Raw genomic sequence first — 22605 nt, 5'->3', positions numbered from 1 at the left:
AGGCGAGGGACGCCACGCCACGCCGGAGCCCGCGCGTCGGCGTGGCCGCACGCGGCCCTTCCGTACGATGGTCGCGCCGGATCCTTCCCCGTCCGGCGTTGGAGGTCGATCAGTGGAGCCATCCGAGCACGCCCGCGCAGCCGCGCCCGGCGTGTCTGGCGACCCCTTGGTCGGACGGCTGCTGGACCGTCGCTACCGCATCCTCTCCCGGGTGGCCCGCGGCGGCATGGCCAGTGTCTACGAGGCCACCGACACCCGCCTCGACCGGACGGTCGCGGTGAAGGTGATGCACCCCGGCCTCGGCGACGACCAGGCGTTCGCGGAGCGGTTCGTGCGCGAGGCCCGCGCCGCGGCCCGCCTCAACCACCCCCACGTGGTGGGTGTCTACGACCAGGGCGACGACACCGCCGACGGCACCGACACCGTCTTCCTGGTCATGGAGTACGTGCCCGGCCACACGCTGCGCGACGTGATCCGCAAGGAGGCGCCGATGCCTCCCACCCGGGCGCTCGCGCTGCTGGAGCCGGTCGTCTCGGCGCTCGCCGCCGCCCACCGCGCCGGGCTGGTGCACCGCGACGTGAAGCCCGAGAACGTCCTCATCGCCGACGAGGCGCACGGCGGCCGGGTGAAGGTGGCCGACTTCGGCCTGGCCAAGGCGGTCAGCGCCGACACCCAGCACACCGCCACCGGCGGGGTGCTGATCGGCACCGTGTCCTACCTCGCTCCCGAGCTCGTGGTCGACGGCAGGGCGGACGCCCGCGCCGACGTCTACGCCGCCGGTGTCGTGCTCCACGAGCTGCTGACCGGCAAGAAGCCGCACGAGGGAGAGTCGCCGATCCAGGTGGCCTACCGCCACGTGCACCACGACGTCCCCATGCCGTCGGTGCTGCAGCCCGACATCCCCGACTACGTCGACGCGCTCGTCGCCCGCGCCACCTCGCGCGACCGCGACCAGCGCCCCGCCGACGCGACGGTGCTGCTGCACCACCTGCACCGCGTCGAGCAGGCGCTGCGCGACGGACTCGCGTCGGACCCGGACCTCGCCACCGACCTCCTCCCCCGCCGGGTCCCCGGCGACGACGGCACGGGCACCGCCGGCGACACCCGCAACGACACCACGCCCGAGCCGTTCGACGCCGGCGCGCTGGCCCTGCTCACCGAGGTCGACCCGCGCGACTCCGGGCTCGTCGCCGACGGCAGCCCGGACCGGACGACCGCCCTCGAGCGTCACCTCGTGCCCTCGACGGGTCCCGCGCCGGCTCCGATGACCGAGCCGATGACGACCACGCCGCGCCCGGACGGCACGGGGTCCGTCGAGCCGGCGACCACCGCGCTGCCCGCGAGCGCCGACGCGCCGCGTCGTCCGGGCCCCGCTCCGGGGCGGGCGCCCTCGAAGGTCGCCCCCGTCGCCACGACCGCGAGGCGCCGCTCCCGGAAGGGTCCGATCGCGTTCGTGCTCGCCGTCCTGCTGGTGGCCGGGATCGGCGCGGGCGCCTGGTGGTTCGGCTGGGAGCGTTACACGACCACGCCCGGCGTCCTGTCGGTCGACGAGGCCACGGCGACCGCGGAGCTCGAGTCCGCCGGCCTGGAGGCCGAGGTCGGCGAGCCGGCGTACTCCGAGAACCTCGCCGCCGGGCTGGTCATCTCGACCGACCCCGGTCCCGGCGACCGGGTCCTCGACGGCGGCACCGTCACCCTGGTCCTCTCCCTCGGCCCGGAGCGCTACGGCGTGCCTGACCTGGCCGGGCAGACCGAGGACCAGGCGCAGGACGCGCTGGCCGCGACCAACCTCGACTTCGGCGAGAGCGTCGGCCGGTGGAGCGAGACCGTGCCCGAGGGACAGGTCATCCGCACCTCGCCGAAGGTGGGCACGGTCCTCAAGCCGGGCGCCACCGTCGACCTGGTGCTGAGTCGCGGTCGCAAGCCGATCGAGGTCAAGGACTGGACCGGCCGGTCGTTCGACGCCGCCCGGACGGCGCTGGAGAAGCGCAGGCTCGAGGTGAGCGTGGCCGGCGAGGAGTACAGCGACACCGTCCCCGAGGGCACCGTCATCTCGCAGGACCCCGCGACCGGCACGCTGTTCCGCGGCGACACGGTGTCGTTCGTGGTCTCGCTGGGACCGGAGCTGGTCGAGGTGCCGCGGCTCGAGGCGATGGGCGTCGAGGCGGCCACGGACGTGCTCGAGGACCTCGGCTTCGAGGTCGAGACCGAGCAGGCCCAGATCTACCTCGGCCTGGGCTACGTCTCGAGCTCGGACCCCGGTGAGGGCGAGCGCGTGCCCAAGGGATCCACGATCACGTTGTTCGTCGTCTGAGGTCCTAGCCTGTCGGCGTGCACGCCGAGCAGACCCGTCGTACGACCCTGCTGGCCAGTGCCGCACTCCTCGCCATCGCGGCCTGCTGGGGCAGCACGTTCTTCCTCATCAAGGACCTGCTCGAGCGGGTGCCGACGCTCGACTTCCTCGCCGTGCGCTTCACCATCGCCTCCGTGGTGCTCCTGGTCGTGGCGCCACGGGCGCTGGGCCGGCTCTCCCCCGAGGTGCGCACGCACGCCGCCGTCCTCGGCCTGCTCTACGGCGTGGCGCAGATCCTGCAGACGGCCGGCCTGGCGCACACCCCGGCGAGCGTCAGCGGCTTCGTCACCGGCCTCTACGTCGTCTTCACGCCGCTGCTCGCGGCCGTGATCCTCAAGACCCGCATCCCGCCCGTCACCTGGGCCGCCGTGGTGCTGGCGACCGTCGGGCTCGGCGTCCTGGCGCTCGACGGCTTCAGCATCGGCTACGGCGAGCTGATCACGCTGACCTCGGCCGTGCTCTACGCCCTGCACATCGTGGGGCTGGGCGCCTGGTCGCGTCCGCAGGACGCCCTGGGCATGACCATCCTGCAGATGATCGTCATCGCGACGGTCTGCACGGTCGCGACCGCCCACGACGGCATCGTCCTGCCCGACCGCACGTCGGACTGGCTGTCCGTGCTCTACATGGCCGTCGTGGTCGCGGCGCTCGGCCTCTTCGCGCAGACCTGGGCGCAGGCCCACCTGCCGCCGACCCGCAGCGCGATCCTGATGAGCATGGAGCCGGTGTTCGCCTCCTTCTTCGCCGTCTGGCTCGGCGGCGAGAGCCTGACCACCCGGTTGCTGCTCGGCGGGTCGATGGTCCTCGTCGCGATGCTCACCGTCGAGCTCGCGCCACGCCGCGTCGTCGAGGGCGAGGTCACGCACATCGCCGTCTGACCCGCACGCGACGCCTCTCGGGCGACCTCGCAGCGTCCACCGCCCGTCGACCCTGTCCCTGGGAAGGAGGCACGCCGTGGGCGCGTCCCCCTATCGTGGGCGCGTGGACAGGTGCGTGGCGTGCGGGGCGGAGCTGGGCGTGGGCCGGTTCTGCCTCAACTGCGGCCACCGCATCGGCGCCCCCGCACCAGTGCGCCAGGAGGCGCCTCCGGTCGCGGCGCCCGTCGCCGCGCCGACGGCCGCAGCGGTCGTCGAGCCCGCTACCCGAGCGGACGAGGCACCGGCCGCGCCGACGCCCGACCCGACCACCGAGCCGACCACCGAGTCGGCCACCGATCACACCCCGGAGCCGAGCACCTCGGCACCGACCCCTCCGGAGGCGACCACCGTGATGCCCGTGCAGGCCGCCGACCCCACCCCGGTCCCGCCGGTCACCGCCCCAGGACCCGCGCCCGCGCGCCGGGCGTCGGAGTGGGACCCGCGCGTCGAGCTGCTCCCCTACGAGGAGGTGGACGACCTCGACGCCGACGCCCCGCTCCGCGGACGCGCCTGGATCGCCTGGGTCGTCGGTGCGGTGGTGCTGCTCGCGCTGGTGTTCGTGCTGCTCCGGGTCCTCGGCACCGACGGCGACGACACCGCCTCCGACCCGACGACGGAGGAGACGTCAGCGGGCAGTGCCGCCGAGCGTCCGCAGGAGTCCGCGTCCGAGGGCGAGGCGCCGGACGAGGGACCGACGGGTGTCGGCGAGCGCCTCGACCTGGCACGCGGGGCCACCTTCGAGGTGCCCGGCACCGGTCCCCCGACGACCGACTTCGACGGCAACCTGGTGGCCTACGAAGCCAGCCAGATGGGCGACGGCGACCCGAGCACCACCTGGCGCACCGCCGGCGACGCCACCGGCCAGGCCGTGACGGTGACCCTCACCGAGCCCGGCGTGGTGTCGCGAGTGGGGCTCGTCAACGGCTACGCCAAGCAGGTCGCCGGCGTCGACTGGTACCCCAACAACCGCCGCATCCTCGCCGTCACCTGGACCTTCGACGACGGCACCTCCGTCGACCAGACCTTCGCCGAGCGACCCGGGCTGCAGACGCTCAAGGTCCCGCCGGTGGAGACGGGCACCGTCACGATCACCATCGGCTCCGTGACCCCGCCGGGCAGCGGCAACCTCGGGCGCGACTACACCGCGATCAGCGAGGTGTCGGTCATCGGCCGGCGAGCCGGCTGAGCACGGCCGCCGCCCGCTGGGCGTCGGCCTCGGTGAGGTCGAGGTGCGTCACCAGGCGTACGGTCCGCGGACCCACCGCGGCGATCCGGACGCCCTCCTCGGCCGCTGCCGCCACGAACGCCGCCGCGTCGGGGCGCTCGACGACGACGATGTTGGTGTCGATCGTCGCCGGGTCGAGGCCCAGGGCCTCGCCCAGCAGCCGCGCGTGCCCGTGGTCCTCGGCGAGCCGCTCGACGTGGTGGTCGAGGGCGTACGCCCCCGCCGCGGCCAGGACGCCGACCTGCCGCATCCCGCCGCCCATCCGCTTGCGGCGCACCCGGGCCTCGGCCACGGCGTCCGCCGAGCCGACCATCAGCGAGCCGATGGGCGCACCCAGGCCCTTGGACAGGCACACCGCGAGGACGTCGGCGATGCGCCCGTAGTCGGCGAGCGGGGTGCCGGTGGCGACGTGGGCGTTCCACAGCCGGGCGCCGTCGAGGTGGATCCGGGTGCCCGTGCCGTCGGCCCACGCGCGCAGGGCCCGGAGGTCCTCGAGCGGCAGCACCGCGCCGCCGGCGAAGTTGTGCGTGTTCTCCACCGACACCGCGGCGGTCCGGACGAAGAAGGGGCCCATGTCGGGCGCGTGGAGGGACTCGACCGCGGCCAGGTCGACCTGCCCGCGGGGGTGGGTCCAGGTGCGCATGGTGATGCCGCTGATCGCCCCGTGCGCGCCCAGCTCGGCGCGGGCGATGTGCGCGGAGGACTCGCAGAGCACCTCCTCGCCGGGGGCGACGAGGGACGCGACCGCCAGCACGTTGGCCATCGACCCGGTGGGCGTGAACAGCGCGTCCTCGTGGCCGAACATGTCCGCGACGCGCTCCTGCAGGGCGGTGACCGTCGGGTCCTCGCCGTAGACGTCGTCGCCCACCTCGGCGCGGGCCATCGCCTCGCGCATCGCGTCGGTCGGCCGGGTGAGGGTGTCGGAGCGCAGGTCGATCACGGGGCGAACCTACCCGGCGTCGCCGGCGTGCCGGGCAGCGGTGCGTGAGCCAGGTTCTGCCACCCGAAAAGGTGCCTCACTCACCGCTCGGGCGGTGCTCAGGCCTTGCGCAGCATCTCCGCGACGAGGAACGACAGCTCGAGAGACTGCACCCGGTTGAGGCGCGGGTCGCAGACCGACTCGTAGCGGTTGGCCAGGCCGGCCTCGTCGATCTCCTCACCGCCGCCGATGCACTCGGTGACGTCGTCGCCGGTGAGCTCGACGTGCACGCCACCGGGCCACGTGCCGAGGCTGCGGTGGACGTCGAAGAAGCCCTGCACCTCCTCGATCACGTCGTCGAAGCGGCGGGTCTTGTAGCCCGACGAGGCCTCGAACGTGTTGCCGTGCATCGGGTCGCAGACCCACGCCACGTTGAGGCCCTCGGCGCTGACCTTCTCCACGAGGGCCGGGAGGCCGTCGCGGATCTTGCCGGCACCGAAGCGGGTGATGAAGGTGAGCCGGCCGGGGGTGTTCTCCGGGTTGAGCCGGGCGGCGTAGGCCAGCGCGTCGTCCGGGGTGGTGGTCGGGCCGAGCTTGATGCCGATCGGGTTCTTGATCCGCGACAGCAGCTCGACGTGGGGGCCGTCGAGCTGGCGGGTGCGCTCGCCGATCCACACGAAGTGGGCCGAGACGTTGTAGGGCAGGTCGGTGCGCGAGTCGATGCGGGTCAGCGCCTGCTCGTACTCCAGCAGCAGCGCCTCGTGGCTGGAGTGGAAGTCGACGCGGTGGAACTCGTCCGGGTCGGCGCCGATGGCCTTCATGAACGTCAGCGCCCGCTCGATCTCGTCGGCCACGGCCTCGTAGCGCTGGCCGAACGGCGAGGATTGCACGAAGTCGGTGTTCCAGGTGTGCACCTGGCGCAGGTCGGCGTAGCCACCGGTGACGAAGGCGCGCACCAGGTTGAGCGTCGCCGCGGAGGAGTTGTAGACGTCGACCAGCCGCTGCGGGTCGGGGATGCGCGCCTCGGGCGTGAAGTCGTAGCCGTTGACGGCGTCGCCGCGGTAGGCCGGCAGCGTCACGCCGTCGCGCGTCTCCTCGTCGGAGCTGCGCGGCTTGGCGTACTGCCCGGCGAGCCGGCCGAGCTTCACGACCGGGACGGAGGCGGCGTAGGTCAGGACGACCGCCATCTGCAGCAGCACCCGCAGCTTGTTGCGGACGTTGTCGGCGGTCACGCCGGCGAAGGTCTCGGCGCAGTCGCCGCCCTGGAGCAGGAAGGCCTCGCCGCGGGTGACCGCGGCGATCTTCTCGGTGAGGTCGTCGCACTCGCCCGCGAAGACCAGCGGCGGCGCGGTCCTCAGTCGGGCCACGGCAGCGTCGACCGCCCCGGCGTCGGGGTAGCGCGGCTGCTGCAGGGGCCCGAGCGCGTGCAGCTGCTCGAGGGTGGGGATGGCGTTCACCCTGCAAGGGTACGGCGGGAGCCGCAGGTCGCCCGAACCGTGACCGACCCCTGAACGGACGGCCCGGGGAGTGGTCAGCGCCGCAGCGTGAAGATGCCGTCGGCGTCGTCGACGCGGACCCCGCCGGAGCGGGTGCGGCTGGCCTCCAGCGTCCCCGTGACGATCGAGCGGCGCGGATAGCTGATGTGACCCGGTGCACCCTGTCGCGAGGTGGTCCAGAGCCGGTCCTCGAAGCCGACCTCGCCGCGGAACTGCCGGTTCTCGAGCACGAGGCGGTCGCCCGTCACCTGCCCGACGACGTAGGACGCCTCTCCGCGGTAGAACAGCGACCCGTGGGACACCTCGAGGATCCCGTCGCGCTGGTGGACCGTCTGGTCGTGCACCTCACCGCTGAGGTAGACGTCGACGCCGCCCTCGACCATGGTGCGCCACAGGTCCGAGCGCGCGCCGCGCTCGTAGACCAGCTTGCTGGAGCTGCGGGTGCGGACGTCGGCGGTCATCGGCGTGTGTCCCTGCACGACCACCCAGGGGACCTCGTCGGCGCGGGCTCGGCGCAGCACCTGTCGCAGCCAGCGCAGCTGGGCCGGGTCGAGGGACGTGTGCACGTCCCCGTCGCGGCGCTCGAAGACGTCGAGGGTGACGAGCAGGACGTCGGCGTCGAGGCGCACGGCGTACGCGGTGTCGCGGGCCGGCCCGCGGCGGGGCCGGTCGGTGAACCGGGGCGTCCCGTCGGCGCGGGTGAGCATCTGCTCGGCGTAGATCTCCTTGAACTGCGGGACGTGTCGTCGCTTGAAGTCGACCCACGGGCTGTGCGGCGCTCGCCACGGGTCGTCGCCGAGCTCGTGGTCCCCGACCGCGGTGTAGGTCCGCAGGCCACGCTCGGCGAAGCGCTCGCGCCAGGCCGGGTAGTAGACCGCGGCCGCGCGGCGCCAGGCCCGGAGCCGCTGGGCCTCGGTCCGCACCGGCCCGAAGACCCCGGTGCCCGAGTCGTCGCGGCCCCACCGGCCCTCGACGAGGTCGCCGGCGACGAGGACGTCGTCGGTGCCGTGGGAGGCCATCTCGTCGAGGACCCGGTCGAGCGCGACGTCGTACTCGGCGTTGGTGGAGTTGGCCACCTCGCCGGTGGCCTCGACGACGTACTCCTCGCGGCCCCCGGCGGTGAGGTCGGCGACGTCCTGGTTGAGGAAGTCGGGCGCCGAGATGAAGCGGTAGGCACCGGGCACGTCGGGCGCGTGCGGCACCTGGGGGCGGTCGCGCGGGCCCCCGGGCTCGCGTGCGGCGGGATCCTGCGCCGGAGGCGTCGGGCGCACCGTGGCACCGGACTCGTCCCCACCGGGCGTCGCGCTCGCCGACGGCGCCGACGGGCTGACCGACGTGCAGCCGAGCGCCGAGGCGATCAGCACGGCGAGCACCGGGCCGAGGGGTCGTCGAGTCACGCGCCAACCGTAGATGGCGCGACCCACCCGGCCGGTAGGTGCCCGGCCGTGTCGCGGAGGGGGCTCAGTCCTCGAGGTGCTCGATGTCGCGGAACCCCGTCTTCTTCGCCCGACCGCCCCGGTTGACCAGCCAGGTGACCACCCAGAGCACCAGCCCGGCGAGGAGCAGGAAGCCCGCGATGACGTACTGCTCCTGCTGCTCCTCGCTGCGCGCCCACGGACCCGCCAGGAACGCGCACGTGATGGCGCCGACGTAGGGCAGCACCGTCGGGGCGGTGAAGTGTTGGTGGTCGGACGGGCGGCGCCGGATGACGATCAGCGCGATGTTGACGACGGTGAAGACGCACAGCAGCAGCAGGGCGGTCGTGCCGCCCAGCAGGGCCACCGACGTGGCGCCCTCCTCCGACGCGCTCGCCCGGACGACGTAGATGATCAGCGCGAACGAGATCGCGGTCGTGAACAGGATGGAGACCCACGGCGTGCGCCGCGTCCGGTGCACCTTGCCGAGCACGCGGGGAAGGACGTCCTGGTTCGCCATGCCGTAGAGAAGGCGGCTGGCCATGAGCATGTTGATGAGCGCCGAGTTGGCCACGGCGAACATGCCGATGAAGGGGAAGATCGTGTCGAAGGGGAGGTCGGGAGCGCCGGCGGCCACCACCTGGGTCAGCGCCTGCCCCTTGGCCGGGTCGGTGAGGTCGCCGACCGGCACCAGGGCCACCGCCGTGATCGAGACCAGGAGGTAGATCACCCCGGTGACGCCGAGGCCGGTGAGCATCATCTTCGGGAAGTCGCGGATCGGGTCGTGGCACTCCTCGGCCATGTTGACCGAGTCCTCGAAGCCGACCATCGCGAAGAACGCGAGCGACGTGGCGGCGGTGATCGCGAAGAAGGTGCTCTTGTCGCTGGGGCTCTCGAAGACCACCACCCGCGAGAAGTCGGCGTTGCCCTGGGTGACGGCATACAGGCCGATGAAGATGATCATCAGCAGGCCGGACAGCTCGACGAGCGTGAGCACGACGTTGGCCTTGACGCTCTCGCCCACGCCGCGGAAGTTCACGGCCGCCACGAGCGCCATGAACGCCAGCGCGGTGACGAGGATGCCCACGCCGCCCACCTCGAAGCCGAGGTCGAAGCCGTCGTTGAGGAAGCCGGCGAAGGCGTTGGACGCCGTGGACGCCGAGGTGATGCCGGAGCACATGACGGTGAACGCCACCAGGAACGTCACGAAGTGGATGCCGAACGCCTTGTGCGTGTAGAGCGCGGCACCGGCGGCTTGGGGGTATCGGGTGACCAGCTCGAGGTAGGAGAAGGCGGTGATCGTCGCGACCACGAACGCCACGAGGAACGGCGCCCAGGCGGCACCACCGACCTCACCAGCGACCGACCCGGTGAGGGCGTAGACGCCGGTGCCGAGGATGTCCCCGACGATGAACAGCAGCAGCAGGCGGGGGCCGATCACCCGGTTGAGCTCCGGCTCGGATCCGTTGACGTCCTTCTGGGTCGCTTCCGTGGCGCTCATCGAGACTCCCCTCGTCGGTCCACGCACGTGCGCGGTCAGGCTCACAATGGACCTCCGCGTGGGAGGTGGCAACCACCCCTCCCCCTCGGGGTGCACCGTGTCGCCCGGGGGCCCACGGCGCCGGACCGCCCTTCCGGTGTTGGATCGTTCTAACTACCCTGTCGCCCATGCCGAAGCGTGTTGCGCTCCTGACGGCCGGCGGCTACGCCCCGTGCCTGTCCTCCGCCGTGGGTGCCCTGATCGAGACCTACGACGCCACCGACCCCGAGATCGAGCTGATCGCCTACCGGCACGGCTACCACGGCCTGCTCACCGGCAACAGCGTCACGATCGGGCCCGACGAGCGTGCCGGCGCCTCGCTGCTGCACCGCTTCGGCGGCAGCCCGATCGGCAACAGCCGGGTCAAGCTGACCAACGACGCCGACTGCCGCCGTCGCGGGCTCATCGGCGAGGACGAGACCGCGCTGGCGGTGGCGGCGGCCCGGCTGCAGGCCGACGGCGTGGACGTCCTGCACACCATCGGCGGCGACGACACCAACACCGCGGCGGCCGACCTCGCGGCGTACCTGCGCACGCAGGGCTCCGAGCTCACGGTCGTCGGCCTGCCCAAGACCATCGACAACGACATCGTCCCGATCCGGCAGAGCCTCGGCGCCCAGACAGCCGCCGAGCAGGCGTCACGGTTCGCGCAGAACGTCCTGGCCGAGCACGGCTCCAACCCGCGCATGCTCATCGTGCACGAGGTGATGGGCCGGGCGAGCGGCTGGCTGACCGCCGCCGCGGCGCGCGACTACATGGCCTGGCACGCCGAGCAGGAGTGGCTGCCCGGGATCGGGCTCGACCCTCGCCGCTGGGCGATCCACGCGGTCTACGTCCCCGAGCGCGGCATCGACCTCGCAGCGGAGGCGACGCGGCTGCGCGCGGTCATGGACGAGATCGGGTGCGTCAACATTTTCCTCGCCGAGGGGGCCGGCATCGACGACATCGTCGCGGACCTCGAGGCCGCCGGGGAGACGGTGGGTCGCGACCCCTTCGGCCACGTCAAGATCGACACGATCAACCCGGGCCGCTACTTCGCCGAGCGGTTCGCGCGCGAGATCGGCGCGGAGAAGCAGATGGTGCAGAAGTCCGGCTACTTCTCCCGCTCCGCGCCCGCCAACGACACCGACCTGGCGCTCATCCGCGAGATGGCCGAGCTGGCCGTGACCTGCGCGCTCGAGGGCCGGCCCGGGGTCATCGGTCACGACGAGGACCGCGGTGACGAGCTGCGCTCCATCGAGTTCGAGCGGATCGCCGGCCACAAGCCCTTCGACGACTCGCAGCCGTGGTTCACCGAGCTGCTCGCGGGGATCGGCCAGGGCTGAGGGCCCGGCCGGCTTCGTCTGCGGCGGTGGGTGGCGGCACATCGCTGTTGCGGACCCCCGCCGCCTGCAACCTGCCGCCACCCCCACGGCGTACCTCGGCAAGGTGGCGGCACATCGCACCCGGGCCACCCCGAAACGGCAATCTGCCGCCACCCCCACGGCGTACGTCGGGAAGGTGGCGGCACATCGCTGTTGCGGACCCCCGCCGGCTGCAACCTGCCGCCACCCCCACGGCGTACGTCGGCAAGGTGGCGGCACATTGCACCCGAGCCAGCCCGAAACTGCAATCTGCCGCCACCCAGCGGCGGACCGGCGGACCGGCGGCCGGCGGCCGGCGGACCCCACCTCAGGCGGCGTCCGGCTCCGGGGCGCGCTGCGTGACGCGGGCGCCGGCGGCGGGCAGCACCCGCGGCAGCGTCTGGAGGTACGCCGCGCTGACGAGCGCCACGAGCCCGAGGACCCACCACAGGGTGGTGTCGCCGTGGGCGAGCAGCCACGTGAAGGCCACCGGGGTCACGGCACCGCCGAGTCCCCAGCTGAGCTGGAAGAGCCCGAGGTAGCGCCCGCGGAGGTGGTCGGGGGCGGCCTCGGCCGCCGTCGCGCTGAAGACCGGGCCACCGGTCAGCTCGCCGAACGTGTAGACCGCCGATCCCGCGAGCATCACCACCACGGCGAGCCACACCGGCAGCCACCCGGCGACGACGAACATGGCGTAGCTGGCCACGAAGACCAGCTGGGCCAGCCCCATCATCCGGGCGCGGACCTGCCCGGTCATCCCGCGGACGACGAGTCCCTGGCCGAGGCCCACCAGGGCGGTGTTGAGCGTGAAGATCGCTCCCACGACCCAGCCGGGGAGGTCGATGGTCTCGGCGGCGTAGACCGGCAGGGCGAAGTTGAGGACCATCATCCCGGTCACGAAGCCCAGCTGGGCGACCACCAGCCGGAGGTAGGCGCGGTCGCGCAGCACGACGCCCCAGCCCTCGACCGGTGCGTCGTCCGCGTGGGCGACGCGGTGGTCGGGCACGTCGAGCAGCAGCACGAACGCCACCACGAACGTCACCGCGTTGATGACCACCACCGCCTGGAAGGCCACGTCCGTGCCCACCTGGAGGGCGATGCCGGCCAGCACGCCGCCGACGGAGTAGCCGAGGTTGCGCACGGCCTGCAGGAAGCCGAACCAGACCTCCCGCTCCCCCGGCGCCGAGATCGCGGTCACCACGTTGCCGAAGGACCCCCAGAACGCCTGCCGGCCGACGTTGAGCAGGGCCGTCCACAGCGCCACCGCGAGCAGCGAGTCGGTCCACAGGTAGGCGACCATCCCCGCGGCCTGGACGAGGTTGCCGCCGAGCATCATCAGGCGGGGCCCGAAGCGGTCCACCAGGGTGCCGATGACGAACGCGCCGGGCATCGTGAGGATCGCCGACAACGACAGCGCGGAGCCGATCTGCACGAGCGACAGGTCGGTCATGGCGAGGAAGTAGAGCAGCGTGATCGGCATGAAGAGCCCGCTGCCGACGGTGTCGGCCACGATGGCCGTGACGAACCTGCGATGCTCCCCCACGCGGGGGAATCCGAGACGGGACAGCACACCCTCACCCTAGGGCCGGCTCCGGCTATGTTTCGGTGCATGACGTTCTCGATCGTGGCCAGGTCCGACGACGGCGATTCCTGGGGCGTGGCCGTGGCCTCCAAGTTCCTGGCGGTCGGCTCCGCCGTGCCCGCCGCCGCAGCCGGCGTGGGGGCCATCGCCACCCAGGCCGACGCCAACATCTCCTACAAGTACCTCGGCCTCGCCCACCTCGACGAGGGCGCCACCGCGCAGGTCGCCCTCGACCGCCTCGTCGAGGAGGACGAGGGACGCGAGCACCGCCAGGTCGGCATGGTCGACTCCGACGGCAACGCCGCCACGTGGACGGGGGCGGAGTGCTTCGCGTGGGCCGGCGGGGTGACCGGTCGCAGCGGCGAGCACGGCGGCTACGCCATCCAGGGCAACATCCTCACCGGCCCGGAGGTCGTCGAGGCCATGGAGCGGGCGTGGCGGGACGCCGGCGACCTGTCGCTGGAGCGCCGGCTCCTCGCGGCGCTGACGGCCGGCGACGCCGCCGGTGGGGACAGCCGCGGGCGCCAGTCGGCCGCGCTGCTCGTCGTCCGCGACGGCGCCGGCTACGGCGGCCACGACGACGTCGCCGTCGACCTCCGGGTCGACGACCACACCGACCCCGTGACCGAGCTGGCGCGGCTGGTCGACCTCAACGAGCTCTACCTCACCGCCTCGACCCCCGAGGAGCAGGTGCCGGTCGACGACGCGCTGATGATGGAGCTCGAGGCGCTGGCGAAGGCCGACGGCAAGGAGAGCTTCCACATGTGGGTGGGCTCGGAGAACTACGAGATGCGCGTGGACTCCGGTGCGCGACCCGGGTGGATCGACCGGCGGATCCTCGCCATCATCCGCGACCAGAACCCCGACGCGGCGCAGGGCGGGGACCCCGCGTGAGCATCCTGGCCATCGACGCCGGCACGACCGGCGTGACGGCCGTGGTGGTGACCGCCGACGGCCGGATCCGGGCCAAGGGCTACCAGGAGTTCAGCCAGCACTTCCCGCAGCCCGGCTGGGTCGAGCACTCGCCGGAGGAGATCTGGCAGGCCACCCTCGAGGCGACCCGCGAGGTGCTCGGCAAGGTCGACCGGTCCGAGCTCACCGCGGTCGGCATCACCAACCAGCGCGAGACGGTCGTGCTCTGGGACCGCGAGACGCTGGGCTCGCCGCGGCGCGCCATCGTGTGGCAGGACCGGCGCACGGCCGACATCTGCGACCGGCTGCGAGCCGAGGGCCACGAGCAGCGGGTCGCCGAGCTCACCGGGCTGCGCCTCGACCCCTACTTCTCCGGCACCAAGCTCACCTGGCTCGCCGAGCACGAGCCGCACACGTGGGCCCTCGTCGAGTCCGGCAGGTACGCCGTCGGCACCGTCGACTCCTACCTGGTGGCGCGGATGACGCGCGGCACCTGGCACGTCACCGACGTCTCCAACGCCTGCCGCACCCTGCTCTTCGACCTCGAGGGCGGCGACTGGTCCGACGAGCTCTGCGACCTGTTCGGCGTCCCGCGCGACGCCCTCCCGGACCTGGTCCCCAACTGGGGCGAGGTCGCACCGACCGACCCGGCCGTGTTCCTCGGGCTCTCGCTGCCCATCGCCGGCATCGCCGGCGACCAGCAGTCCGCACTCTTCGGGCAGACCTGCTTCGAGGAGGGCGAGTCCAAGTGCACCTACGGCACCGGGTCCTTCATCCTCACCAACACCGGTGACGCGGTCGTGCGCAGCGACGCCGGCCTGCTGTCCACCGCAGCCTGGCGCGGCCCCGACGGCGCGATGACGTACGCCCTCGAGGGCGCCATCTTCGTGACGGGCGCGGCGGTGCAGTGGCTGCGCGACGGGCTCCAGGTGGTCGGCAGCGCCGCCGAGACGGCCGCCATCGCGGCCACGGTCGACGACACCGACGGCGTGGTGTTCGTGCCCGCGCTGACGGGGCTCGGCGCGCCCCACTGGGACCCCCACGCGCGCGGCCTGATCATCGGCATCACCCGCGGCACCACGCGGGCGCACCTCGTGCGGGCCACGCTCGAGGCGATCGCCTTCGAGGTCCGCGACGTCCTCGAGACCCTGCCCGGGCTGACGACCCTGCGCGTCGACGGGGGCGCGGCGGCCAACGACCTGCTGTGCCAGGTGCAGGCCGACCAGGTGGGTCGGGCCGTGGAGCGCCCCGAGATCGTCGAGACGACCGCCCTCGGGGCGGCCTTCCTCGCCGGGCTCGGCACCGGCCTCTGGGCCTCGACGGACGACCTGCGCGACACGTGGGCGCTCGACCGGCGCTTCGAGCCGGCCGGTGACCGCGAGGCGCTCGACGCGTCGTACGCCCGCTGGAGCGACGCCGTGGAGCGGTCGAAGGGCTGGGCCGGCTAGCCGCCCCGGAGCTTGTCGCGGGCGGCACGCGCCGTCTCGACCTCCTCGCGCGCCTCGTCCACCGCCTCCTCGGTCTCGGCCTGGACGGCCTCGGCGTCGCCCAGCTCGTCGTCGACCTCCTCCAGCGCACCCTCGAGCTCCGCGATCCGGCTGCGCAGCTCGTCGATCTCGGACTGCACCTGCAGCGTCCGGGCCTGGAGCTTCTCCACGGTCCGGCGCGCGGCCCGGTGCTCCTTCTCCGCCTCCGACAGCGCCGACCTGGCATCGGAGAGCCGCTCGTCGGCTGCCGCGCGGGCCTTGGCGTCCGCGTCCGGGTCGGGTACGACGTGCAGCTGGGGCCGGGTGGTCGGGTCGGGGCCCGGGGCGGGTCGGGCCGTGGCGCTGAAGCCGAGCGCCTCCGGCAGCGCCACGGCGCCGCTGAGGTCGAGGTCGCCGAGACCGGTGGCCTCGATGGCGGTCACCAGCAGTCCGCTCCGCACCGCCCGGGCGGCGTCGGGCTCGAGCATCGCCGCGGTGAGGGTCGCCTCGACCTGGTCGGCGACCGACTCGGTCGTCCGGACGCCCTCCTCGCGGGCCATCCGGCGCGCTGCCGTGGTGACCGAGGCGGTGAGCTGGCGACGCTGCTTGGTGAACTCGCGCAGCTGGGCAGCGTCGAGGTTCTCCTGGGCGTCGCGCAGCGCCGCCCCCACCGCCAGGACCTGGTCCACCTGGTCAGGGTCGCGGCGCACGAGGAGGTTGACCACCCACGCGGCAGCGGAGGCCTTGCGCAGTCCCTTGATGCCGGCCGCTAGGGCCTTGTCGGCCTTGTGCTCCTTGACGAGCGCGTCGCGCGACGGCGTGAAGTCGGCGAGCGGCAGGGCGTAGAGGTCGTCGGCGATCTGCAGCAGCGGGTCGGACCTCGAGTCGGGCATGGGGTGATCCTAGGAGCCCGCCTCCGCGGGGGCGGCGTACTCCACCTCGGTCGGGTACGGCGCCCACGGGCACTCCTGGCTCTCGCCGGTGGGCCGCCAGCCGAGCGACTCGTAGAGCGTGCGTGCCCGGTGGTTGTCGGCCAGCACCCACAGCCGGCGCGCCCCCGCGGCCTCGGCGCGGGCGAAGCCGTCGCGCGCCAGCCCCGCGCCCCAGCGGTCGGGTCGCACGGCGAGGTGCCGCAGCGTGGATCCGTCGTGGGCGGCCAGCACGACGAGGCCGTCCTCGTCGTCGACCACGTCGACGACGACGGTCGGGTCGTCCAGCAGGAGCGCCCAGCGGGCGAGCACGTCGTCGTCGGGGTAGGGCAGGTCGCCGAACACGTGCGCCAGGCCGGCCCGGCTCGCGGCCCGCTCGAGGTCGCGGAGGGCGACGACGTCGTCGGCCGTCGCACGACGCCACCCGCGACGCGCTGCGTGGCCCTCGGTGGTCACGGCCGGCCCGCCTCGTCCCACGCGCGGTGCGAGGCCTGCGTGCGGTCCCACAGCGAGCGCCACTCCTCCGGCGTCACGTCGTCGACCGGCAGCAGCAGGTCGTCCACGAGCGCGCCGCGCCAGTCGTCGTACGACGCCAGGTCGTGCTGGTCACGCCCGGCCGGGGTCATCACCTGGTGCACCAGCCCGCGCACCGTCCGCTGGTCGGGCCCGTCGACGCGCTGGGCCACCAGCACCCGGCGGAAGGGGGACTCGGGGGCGAGGCTGAGCCACTCGTGGGCCGTGGCGACGGCCGCCGGCGAGTGGTCGCGGGAGGTCACCACGATGCCCCGGAGCACCCCGCCCGGCAGGTGGCGGTAGGTCCAGGCGGCGGGGCCGGTGGGGCGGCCGGCCGCCTGTGCCCCGAACCCGGCCCCGATGCCGAACGACCACCCCTCGACCACGTGGTCGCCCCGGACGAGGGGCAGCGGCTCGGCGAAGCCCTCCCCCAGCCCCGCGTCGGCCCACCAGTGGCCGCCGGGGTTGTCGTCGGTGGGCAGTCCGGAGACGACGAGGACGAGGTGGTTGAGCGTGGTGCCGAGCTGGTCCTCGGGGCGGACCCACACGTGCCCGTGACGCCGGCTGACGGAGAACCCGAGCTCGGAGAGCAGCCAGCCGAAGGCACCGTTCTGGTGGAAGCAGTAGCCCAGCCGTCCCCCCGCGGCGGCGCGGGAGGTCCCGGCCGCTGCGTCCACCGGGTCGGGACGGCCGAGCATGATGGAGAGGTTGTCGTAGGCGATGCGCGCGACGTGGGCCCGGTGCACCCGCCGGAGCCCGGCCAGGGTGGCGGGAGGGCGTCCGGTGAGGCCCAGCCGCCCGAGGTACGCCTCCAGCAGCGTCTCCGCCTCGCCCACCCCTGCCTCCCTCTCCGAGTCGTCACTGCCTCGAGCCGTGGTCCTCCGGCACCCGTCGCCGGCACGCCCGGCGCTCCGCAGCGCGTCGAAACCTACCCCGATGGGTGCGGGTTGCCACCCCTCGTACCCGATTTGGGGGTTGAGGCGCCCGCCCCCCGGTGTTCAGGTGGGAGCCGGTCCCGCGCCCGGGACCCCGACACGGGGGTGAATCCAGATGCGCAGAGCTGTTCCGTCATTGCTGGTCGCGACGCTCGCGATGCTCGCGCTCGCCCCCGCGCAGCCGGGATCGGCCGCCGCCGGGACCGCCCGGGTGACCGTGATCCAGGCCGTCCCCGGCGTCGCGGTCGACGTGTCGGTCGACGGCCGCTCCGTCGCGCAGGACAGCGCGGTCGGCGACGTGCTCGGGCCGTTCGAGCTGGCGCCCGGCGCCCACGACATCGCCTTCAGCGGTGACGGGGTCGACGTGGAGTCGACGCTCGAGGTGCGCGCCGGAGCCGCCAGCGACGTCGTGCTGCACCTGCCCGCCGAGGTCGGCGGCGAGCCGCTGGTGCACTCCTACGCCGCGCCGGACGGACCGATCGGTCCCGGGAAGGCACGCGTCCTGCTCGCCCACACCGCGACGGTCGCACCGGCCGACGTGCAGGTGGACGGGCAGACGGTCTTCACCAACATCGCCAACGGCGAGTTCGCCGACGCCGACGTCCCCGAGGGCAGCATCGAGGTGGCACTGCTGCCGTCCGGCTCGGCCGCCGACCCCATCCTCGGCCCGCTCGACGTGAGCCTCGAGGCGGGGACGCTGTCGATGATCTACGCCTACGGCAACCCGCGCGACAGCTCGATGAACGTCATCGCCCACACGGCGGAGCTCGCTCCGGACGGCAGCGTGCAGCCCACCCGCATCGACACCGGGTCCGCGGGCCTGGCCACCGAGGCCGTCGTCACCTTCGACGGCCCCGCGGACGGTGCCGGTGGCCCGACGCTCCTCGGCCTGCTGGGCGTCCTGCTCGGTGCCGCGGCCGCCGTGGCCCTCGGCCTGCGCCGGCGTACGCCTGCCGCGCACCGCCGCCCGGCAGGATGAGACCGACACCGGCGATGATCGTGGCTGGCGCACTGCTCTGGACGAGCGCGGCCTGCGGAGGTGGGACCGTCGAGCCCGCCGGTGCTCCGACCGCCTCCTCGACCCCACCCGGTTCTCCCACGCCCACCGCCCGGTCGACCGCGGAGGGACGACCCGTCGCACCGGCACGTCGGGCACCCTCGGTGGTGGCCGCCCGGGCGCCCCGCGAGGCCACGCTCCCCAGCGGTCGCACCGTGCGGATCAGCGCCGTCGGCACGACGCCGTCGGGGCTCCTCGACGTGCCCGACGACGTCGACGTCGCGGGGTGGTGGCGAGGCGGGTCGCGCCTCGGCGACCCGTTCGGCTCGATCCTCGTGGCCGCCCACGTCGACTCGCGGACCGAGGGCCTCGGCCCTTTCGCCGAGCTGCTGACCGTCGGTCGCGGGGCGCGGGTCGTGCTCGTGTCGGCGGGGGTGCGCCAGGCCTTCGAGGTGCGCTCGCGGCGCCTGGTGCCGCAGGGCACGCTGTCGGACGACTCGTGGATCTTCGACGTGTCAGGTCCAGGCCGGCTGACCCTGGTCACCTGCGCCCCTCCCTACGATGCCTCTCGAGGCGGCTACCAGCACCTGGCCGTCGTGACCGCCGTGCCCCTCGGACCACCGGAGCAGACGTGAGCCCGAAGAAGCAGTACAAGAAGCGCCTCCCCACCGTGCTCCCGCCTGTCCAGCGGCCGGCGCCGGAGCAGGAGTCGCTCGCCCCCCACGTCGAGCCCGACGCCCCGACGGCCGAGCCCGAGGCCACCGCCCCGGCGCCCGCTGCCGAGCCCGTGACCGCCGCACCGGTCGTCGAGCCGGAGGCGCTGCGAGCCCCTGCGGCTCCGGCGCGGCCAGCCGCACCGGCAGCGCCGGCACAGCGGCAGGTGCAGGTGACCGCCCCGGCCGCTGCGGCCACCGCCCCGGCCACCACCCCGGCACCCGCCCCGGCACCCGCCCCGGCACCCGCCCGGGCACCCGTTCCGGTCGCCGCGCCGGGCGGCCCCCCGTCCGATCGCGCTCCCGGCAGCCGGCGGAGAGCAGCCGCTCTCGCCCTCCTCGGCGTGGCCGCGCTCGTGGTCGGCGGCCTGGTGGTCTGGCAGGTCGTCGACGGCGGGCGCGACGACGCCGGCACGGCGTCCGCCGCCGCCGAGAGCTGGCCGGAGCCGGGCGCGTCGCGCACGGTCACCCGCGTCCGCCCCGACGGGGTGCTCGAGGTGACGCACTGGATCCACGCGGCCGAACCGCTGGACCAGGTCGACGTCGCGCTGCCGGAGCTCGCGCCCGGCATCCTGCTCGAGGCGTCGGCGGTCGAGGTCACGGCCGACGACCAGCCGGCGTCGGGTCCCGAGGTGATCACGTTCACGAGTGCGTCGTACGTCTTCAGCGAGGCGACCCGGGTCCTCGTCAGCTACGAGCTGGCCGGGGCCGTCGAGCGGAGCACCTCGGTGCTCGGCCGGGGGCTGGCCACGACCACGGCGCTGGAGGTGTCGGCCCAGCAGCCCGAGGACACCCGTGTCATCCGCTCGAAGGCGGTGCTCTCCCTGGCGTGCGCGACCGCCGGCTCACCGTCCCCCACGCCCTGCGGCGAGGCGGACACGGAGGGTCAGTGGCACGTCGAGCTCACCGGCGCCGACGCGGGTGGCCGCGTGGTGGCGCAGGTCGACCTGTCCTGAGCCAGTCCGGCCCGCAGGCTCGGTCAGGGGTCAGGCGTCGCCGTCGAGCCCGTGCTCGATGGCCCACCGGGTGAGCTGGACGCGGTTGTTCATCTGCAGCTTGCGCAGGGTGTTCTGGACGTGGTTCTGCACGGTGCGGTGGGAGAGCACCAGGCGGGCGGCGATCTGCTTGTAGCTCATGCCGGTCGCGACCATCTTGAGGATCTCGGTCTCGCGCTCGGTCAGCTGGTCGCGCGGGTCGTCGGCGGGACCGTCGGCGATCCGGCGGAACTCCCCCAGCACCAGCCCGGCCAGCCCGGGGGTGAAGACGGTGTCGCCGTCGGCGACCCTGGTCACCGCGTCCACCAGCTCCGCGCTGGAGGCGGACTTGACGAGGTAGCCGGTGGCGCCGGCCTTGATCGCCTCGAGGACGTCGGCCTGCTCACCGCTGGCGGACAGGATCAGCACCCGGGCGGTCGGGTCGTGCTCGAGCATCATGCCCGTCACCTGCACGCCGCTGTGGTCGGGCAGCTGGAGGTCGAGCACCACCACCTGCGGTGCCGCCGCGGGGAACCGCGCCATCGCCTCGCGGCCGTTGGAGGCGATCGCCACGACGTCGTGACCGGCCGCCTGCAGGTCGCGCTCGACCGCGTCGCGCCACATGGGGTGGTCGTCGACCACCATCACTCTCACCACGTCATCACCCTCGCCACGTCGTCCCCTCGTAGGTGTGGGAATCGTAGACCGGTCAGTCGGCGGGCGGACGGTAACGGCCACGCCGGTGGACCAGCGGTGCCGTGTCCTCGCCGACGACCACCTCGACCAGCCGGCAGGTCACCAGCCGCGACCACCCGACCTCGACGTCCGACTCGACCTCCAGGCCCGCCCACGTGGTCGCGTGCGCCAGCCGCGGGCCGTGCGGGGACGCCACCCAGTCGGCGAGCCGCCACGGACCGCCCGGGGCGGGCGCGGTGCCGGCGAAGGCGTCGGCCAGCTCGCGGTCGTCCCAGGTGAGCAGCTGGAGCACGCCGCGACCGGTCTCGAGGAGGGCATCGGTGAGGTCGGCGTCGGGGTCCAGCAGGGCCAGCGCGCGCCCGGGCTCGCCACCGGCGACCAGCCACGACGACACCGTCAGCCCGGCCCGCCCGCTCGCCTCGACGCCGGCCGTCCACAGCGACACCGTGCCGCCGACACGCCCGCGCAGGCGTCGTACGGGGTCGCGGTCGCCCTCGGGCTCGAGGAACGGGTGGGTCGTGTGGATGGTCACCCGGTCACGCTAGCGGGACGGTCAGGTCCCACTCGGTGCCCCAGGGCCCGCTGTCGACCGCGGCGGTGCCGCCGAGCTCCTCGATCCGCCCGCGGATGGAGGACACGACGCCCAGTCGGCCCTCGGCCTCGGCCTGCTCGAGCCGCCCGGGCTCGATGCCCGGGCCGTCGTCGCGTACCGAGACGGTGATGGCGTCGGGCGCGGCCTGCGCGAGGATCCACGCCGTCGCGTCGGCACCGACGTGGGTCAGGACGTTGTCGAGGCAGGACCGCGCCGCCGCGACCACCTCGGTCGCGACGCGCTCGTCCACCAGCACGGTCCCGCCGGGCGTGGCCACCTCCACCCGCACCGGGTGAGCGGTGGCCATCGCCTCCAGCGCGCCCGCGAGGTCCACCTGTCCCGTCGGCCGGTGCCCGTGCCCCGCCGGCACGGTGTCCTGCTGGCGGATGAGCGAGCGGAGGCTGCGCTCCTGCTCGCCCGCCAGCCGGCCGAGGTCCGCCCAGTCGCCACCGGCCGCGGCACCGCGGCGCTGGGTCATGGCCAGCACCTGCAGCACGCCGTCGTGCACGGCCCGGGCCAGGCGGGTGCGCTCCTCCGCCGCCGCGGCCGCGCGCTCGGCGACGTCGCGCTCGCGGGCCATGCGCTGCAGCGACTCGCACAGGTAGCCGACGACGGGACCGCCGATGAGGACCAGGAACACGTTGCCGTAGTTGCCCTGGTCGACCTCCGAGCGCGGCAGCAGGTCGGCCGCGGCGATCAGCGCGGCCGCCGCCAGGCCGCCGCGCCAGTGCCAGTGGATGGCCCACGCGAGCAGGGCGCCCATCACCCAGTAGCCCGGGATCGTGGCGTTGAAGCCCTCCGACTTCACCCACGGCGTCACGGCCATCGCCGCCAGCGCGATCGCCAGGTCGGCCACCAGCAGCGCCGGCACACGACGGCGCCGGTCGCGGTAGAGCCAGATGGCGACGGCGGTCCAGCCGACGAGGGCCGCGACGACCACCAGGCCGGCCGTCGGGTGCTCGAAGCTCTCGCGCCGGTAGGCGTTGAGGCCGACCATGTTGATCGTGACGACGACCCGCACTATGGCCAGGGCCGAGTAGAGCCGGTCCTCGACGGCGAGCGCCGAGTCGCCCCGCACTGCGGCGGAG

The 22605-nt window shown here is 73.9% G+C and carries 20 protein-coding genes; 9 read left to right on the top strand and 11 right to left on the bottom strand.

Annotation, left to right across the window (positions count from 1 at the left end; translation table 11 throughout):
• The first annotated feature begins 151 nt into the window (after positions 1 to 151).
• The 3 genes from HN031_RS21725 to HN031_RS19110 all read left to right on the top strand — a co-directional run bounded on the left by HN031_RS21725 (position 152) and on the right by HN031_RS19110 (position 4456).
• Complete coding sequence (locus tag HN031_RS21725) at positions 152 to 2314, top strand: PASTA domain-containing protein (protein WP_367650824.1); 2163 nt, start codon at positions 152 to 154, stop codon at positions 2312 to 2314.
• 17 nt (positions 2315 to 2331) lie between these two features.
• Positions 2332 to 3231, top strand: a complete 900-nt coding sequence (locus HN031_RS19115; protein ID WP_172274102.1) for a DMT family transporter — start codon at positions 2332 to 2334, stop codon at positions 3229 to 3231.
• Between the two features lie 103 nt (positions 3232 to 3334).
• Entirely contained in the window at positions 3335 to 4456 is a 1122-nt protein-coding gene (locus HN031_RS19110; RefSeq protein WP_172274100.1) for a zinc ribbon domain-containing protein, read from the top strand.
• Here HN031_RS19110 and HN031_RS19105 read toward each other — a convergent pair.
• The 4 genes from HN031_RS19105 to HN031_RS19090 all read right to left on the bottom strand — a co-directional run bounded on the left by HN031_RS19105 (position 4434) and on the right by HN031_RS19090 (position 9826).
• Positions 4434 to 5435: a GntG family PLP-dependent aldolase gene (locus tag HN031_RS19105; RefSeq protein ID WP_172274098.1), complete on the bottom strand. Its 1002-nt coding sequence runs from the start codon at positions 5433 to 5435 to the stop codon at positions 4434 to 4436. The genes HN031_RS19110 and HN031_RS19105 overlap by 23 nt on opposite strands.
• Before the next feature lie 98 nt (positions 5436 to 5533).
• A complete protein-coding gene (locus tag HN031_RS19100) occupies positions 5534 to 6871 on the bottom strand; it encodes a class II 3-deoxy-7-phosphoheptulonate synthase (RefSeq protein ID WP_172274096.1) in 1338 nt (445 codons plus the stop codon).
• 74 nt (positions 6872 to 6945) lie between these two features.
• On the bottom strand, positions 6946 to 8307 hold the full coding sequence (locus HN031_RS19095; RefSeq protein ID WP_172274094.1) for a metallophosphoesterase: 1362 nt from the start codon (positions 8305 to 8307) through the stop codon (positions 6946 to 6948).
• Positions 8308 to 8371: 64 nt separating this feature from the next.
• A complete protein-coding gene (locus HN031_RS19090) occupies positions 8372 to 9826 on the bottom strand; it encodes an APC family permease (protein ID WP_172274091.1) in 1455 nt (484 codons plus the stop codon).
• Positions 9827 to 9993: 167 nt separating this feature from the next.
• Here HN031_RS19090 and HN031_RS19085 point away from each other — a divergent pair, with 167 nt between their 5' ends.
• On the top strand, positions 9994 to 11190 hold the full coding sequence (locus HN031_RS19085; RefSeq protein WP_172274088.1) for a pyrophosphate--fructose-6-phosphate 1-phosphotransferase: 1197 nt from the start codon (positions 9994 to 9996) through the stop codon (positions 11188 to 11190).
• Positions 11191 to 11536: 346 nt separating this feature from the next.
• On the opposite strand, the gene HN031_RS19080 is transcribed toward HN031_RS19085, so the two are convergent.
• A complete protein-coding gene (locus HN031_RS19080; protein ID WP_172274085.1) occupies positions 11537 to 12751 on the bottom strand; it encodes an MFS transporter in 1215 nt (404 codons plus the stop codon).
• A gap of 66 nt (positions 12752 to 12817) precedes the next feature.
• Between HN031_RS19080 and HN031_RS19075 the strand changes: the two genes are divergently transcribed.
• Both HN031_RS19075 and glpK read left to right on the top strand, forming a co-directional pair.
• Complete coding sequence (locus tag HN031_RS19075; RefSeq protein WP_172274082.1) at positions 12818 to 13684, top strand: DUF1028 domain-containing protein; 867 nt, start codon at positions 12818 to 12820, stop codon at positions 13682 to 13684.
• Positions 13681 to 15150, top strand: coding sequence for a glycerol kinase GlpK (glpK, locus tag HN031_RS19070; protein ID WP_172274079.1), 1470 nt, complete (start codon positions 13681 to 13683; stop codon positions 15148 to 15150). Before HN031_RS19075 ends, glpK begins: the two co-directional genes overlap by 4 nt.
• Here glpK and HN031_RS19065 read toward each other — a convergent pair.
• From HN031_RS19065 to HN031_RS19055, 3 genes are read right to left on the bottom strand one after another with little or no spacing between them, the layout of a single operon-like run.
• Entirely contained in the window at positions 15147 to 16061 is a 915-nt protein-coding gene (locus HN031_RS19065) for a hypothetical protein (protein ID WP_172274076.1), read from the bottom strand. The genes glpK and HN031_RS19065 overlap by 4 nt on opposite strands.
• Before the next feature lie 9 nt (positions 16062 to 16070).
• Positions 16071 to 16553 carry a GNAT family N-acetyltransferase gene (locus tag HN031_RS19060; RefSeq protein ID WP_172274073.1) on the bottom strand — a complete coding sequence of 161 codons (483 nt, stop codon included), beginning with the start codon at positions 16551 to 16553 and terminating at the stop codon, positions 16071 to 16073.
• Entirely contained in the window at positions 16550 to 17446 is an 897-nt protein-coding gene (locus HN031_RS19055; protein WP_172274070.1) for an arylamine N-acetyltransferase, read from the bottom strand. The genes HN031_RS19060 and HN031_RS19055 overlap by 4 nt, the downstream gene beginning before the upstream one ends.
• 214 nt (positions 17447 to 17660) lie before the next feature.
• Here HN031_RS19055 and HN031_RS19050 point away from each other — a divergent pair, with 214 nt between their 5' ends.
• The 3 genes from HN031_RS19050 to HN031_RS19040 all read left to right on the top strand — a co-directional run bounded on the left by HN031_RS19050 (position 17661) and on the right by HN031_RS19040 (position 20211).
• The gene (locus HN031_RS19050) at positions 17661 to 18524 is read left to right on the top strand and encodes a DUF4397 domain-containing protein (RefSeq protein ID WP_172274067.1); all 864 of its coding nucleotides are present in this window, start codon (positions 17661 to 17663) and stop codon (positions 18522 to 18524) included.
• A gap of 185 nt (positions 18525 to 18709) precedes the next feature.
• Positions 18710 to 19177, top strand: a complete 468-nt coding sequence (locus HN031_RS19045) for a class F sortase (protein ID WP_172274064.1) — start codon at positions 18710 to 18712, stop codon at positions 19175 to 19177.
• Positions 19174 to 20211 carry a hypothetical protein gene (locus tag HN031_RS19040; RefSeq protein ID WP_172274061.1) on the top strand — a complete coding sequence of 346 codons (1038 nt, stop codon included), beginning with the start codon at positions 19174 to 19176 and terminating at the stop codon, positions 20209 to 20211. Before HN031_RS19045 ends, HN031_RS19040 begins: the two co-directional genes overlap by 4 nt.
• Before the next feature lie 30 nt (positions 20212 to 20241).
• Here the strand turns inward: HN031_RS19040 and HN031_RS19035 are convergent, their stop codons facing one another.
• The 3 genes from HN031_RS19035 to HN031_RS19025 are packed head-to-tail and all read right to left on the bottom strand — an operon-like array spanning position 20242 to position 22595.
• Positions 20242 to 20886 (bottom strand): response regulator transcription factor, encoded by a 645-nt coding sequence (locus tag HN031_RS19035; protein WP_322425487.1) that lies wholly within the window; start codon positions 20884 to 20886, stop codon positions 20242 to 20244.
• A gap of 52 nt (positions 20887 to 20938) precedes the next feature.
• Positions 20939 to 21457: a flavin reductase family protein gene (locus HN031_RS19030; protein ID WP_172274058.1), complete on the bottom strand. Its 519-nt coding sequence runs from the start codon at positions 21455 to 21457 to the stop codon at positions 20939 to 20941.
• Positions 21458 to 21461: 4 nt separating this feature from the next.
• Positions 21462 to 22595, bottom strand: coding sequence for a MacS family sensor histidine kinase (locus HN031_RS19025; protein WP_172274055.1), 1134 nt, complete (start codon positions 22593 to 22595; stop codon positions 21462 to 21464).
• Positions 22596 to 22605 lie beyond the last annotated feature (10 nt).

The organism is Nocardioides sp. zg-1308, assembly GCF_013155375.1.
Classification (GTDB): domain Bacteria; phylum Actinomycetota; class Actinomycetes; order Propionibacteriales; family Nocardioidaceae; genus Nocardioides; species Nocardioides renjunii.
Note: the sequence above shows the minus strand (reverse complement) of the source record. Positions and strands in the feature narration are given on the sequence as shown.

Bases quoted from the DNA above. Each gene is read 5' to 3' on its own strand.
- HN031_RS19050 (WP_172274067.1), top strand. From the start codon at position 17,661: ATGCGCAGAGCTGTTCCGTCATTGCTGGTCGCGACGCTCGCGATGCTC.
- HN031_RS19075 (WP_172274082.1), top strand. From the start codon at position 12,818: ATGACGTTCTCGATCGTGGCCAGGTCCGACGACGGCGATTCCTGGGGC.
- HN031_RS19065 (WP_172274076.1), bottom strand. From the start codon at position 16,061: ATGCCCGACTCGAGGTCCGACCCGCTGCTGCAGATCGCCGACGACCTC.
- HN031_RS19090 (WP_172274091.1), bottom strand. From the start codon at position 9,826: ATGAGCGCCACGGAAGCGACCCAGAAGGACGTCAACGGATCCGAGCCG.
- HN031_RS19085 (WP_172274088.1), top strand. From the start codon at position 9,994: ATGCCGAAGCGTGTTGCGCTCCTGACGGCCGGCGGCTACGCCCCGTGC.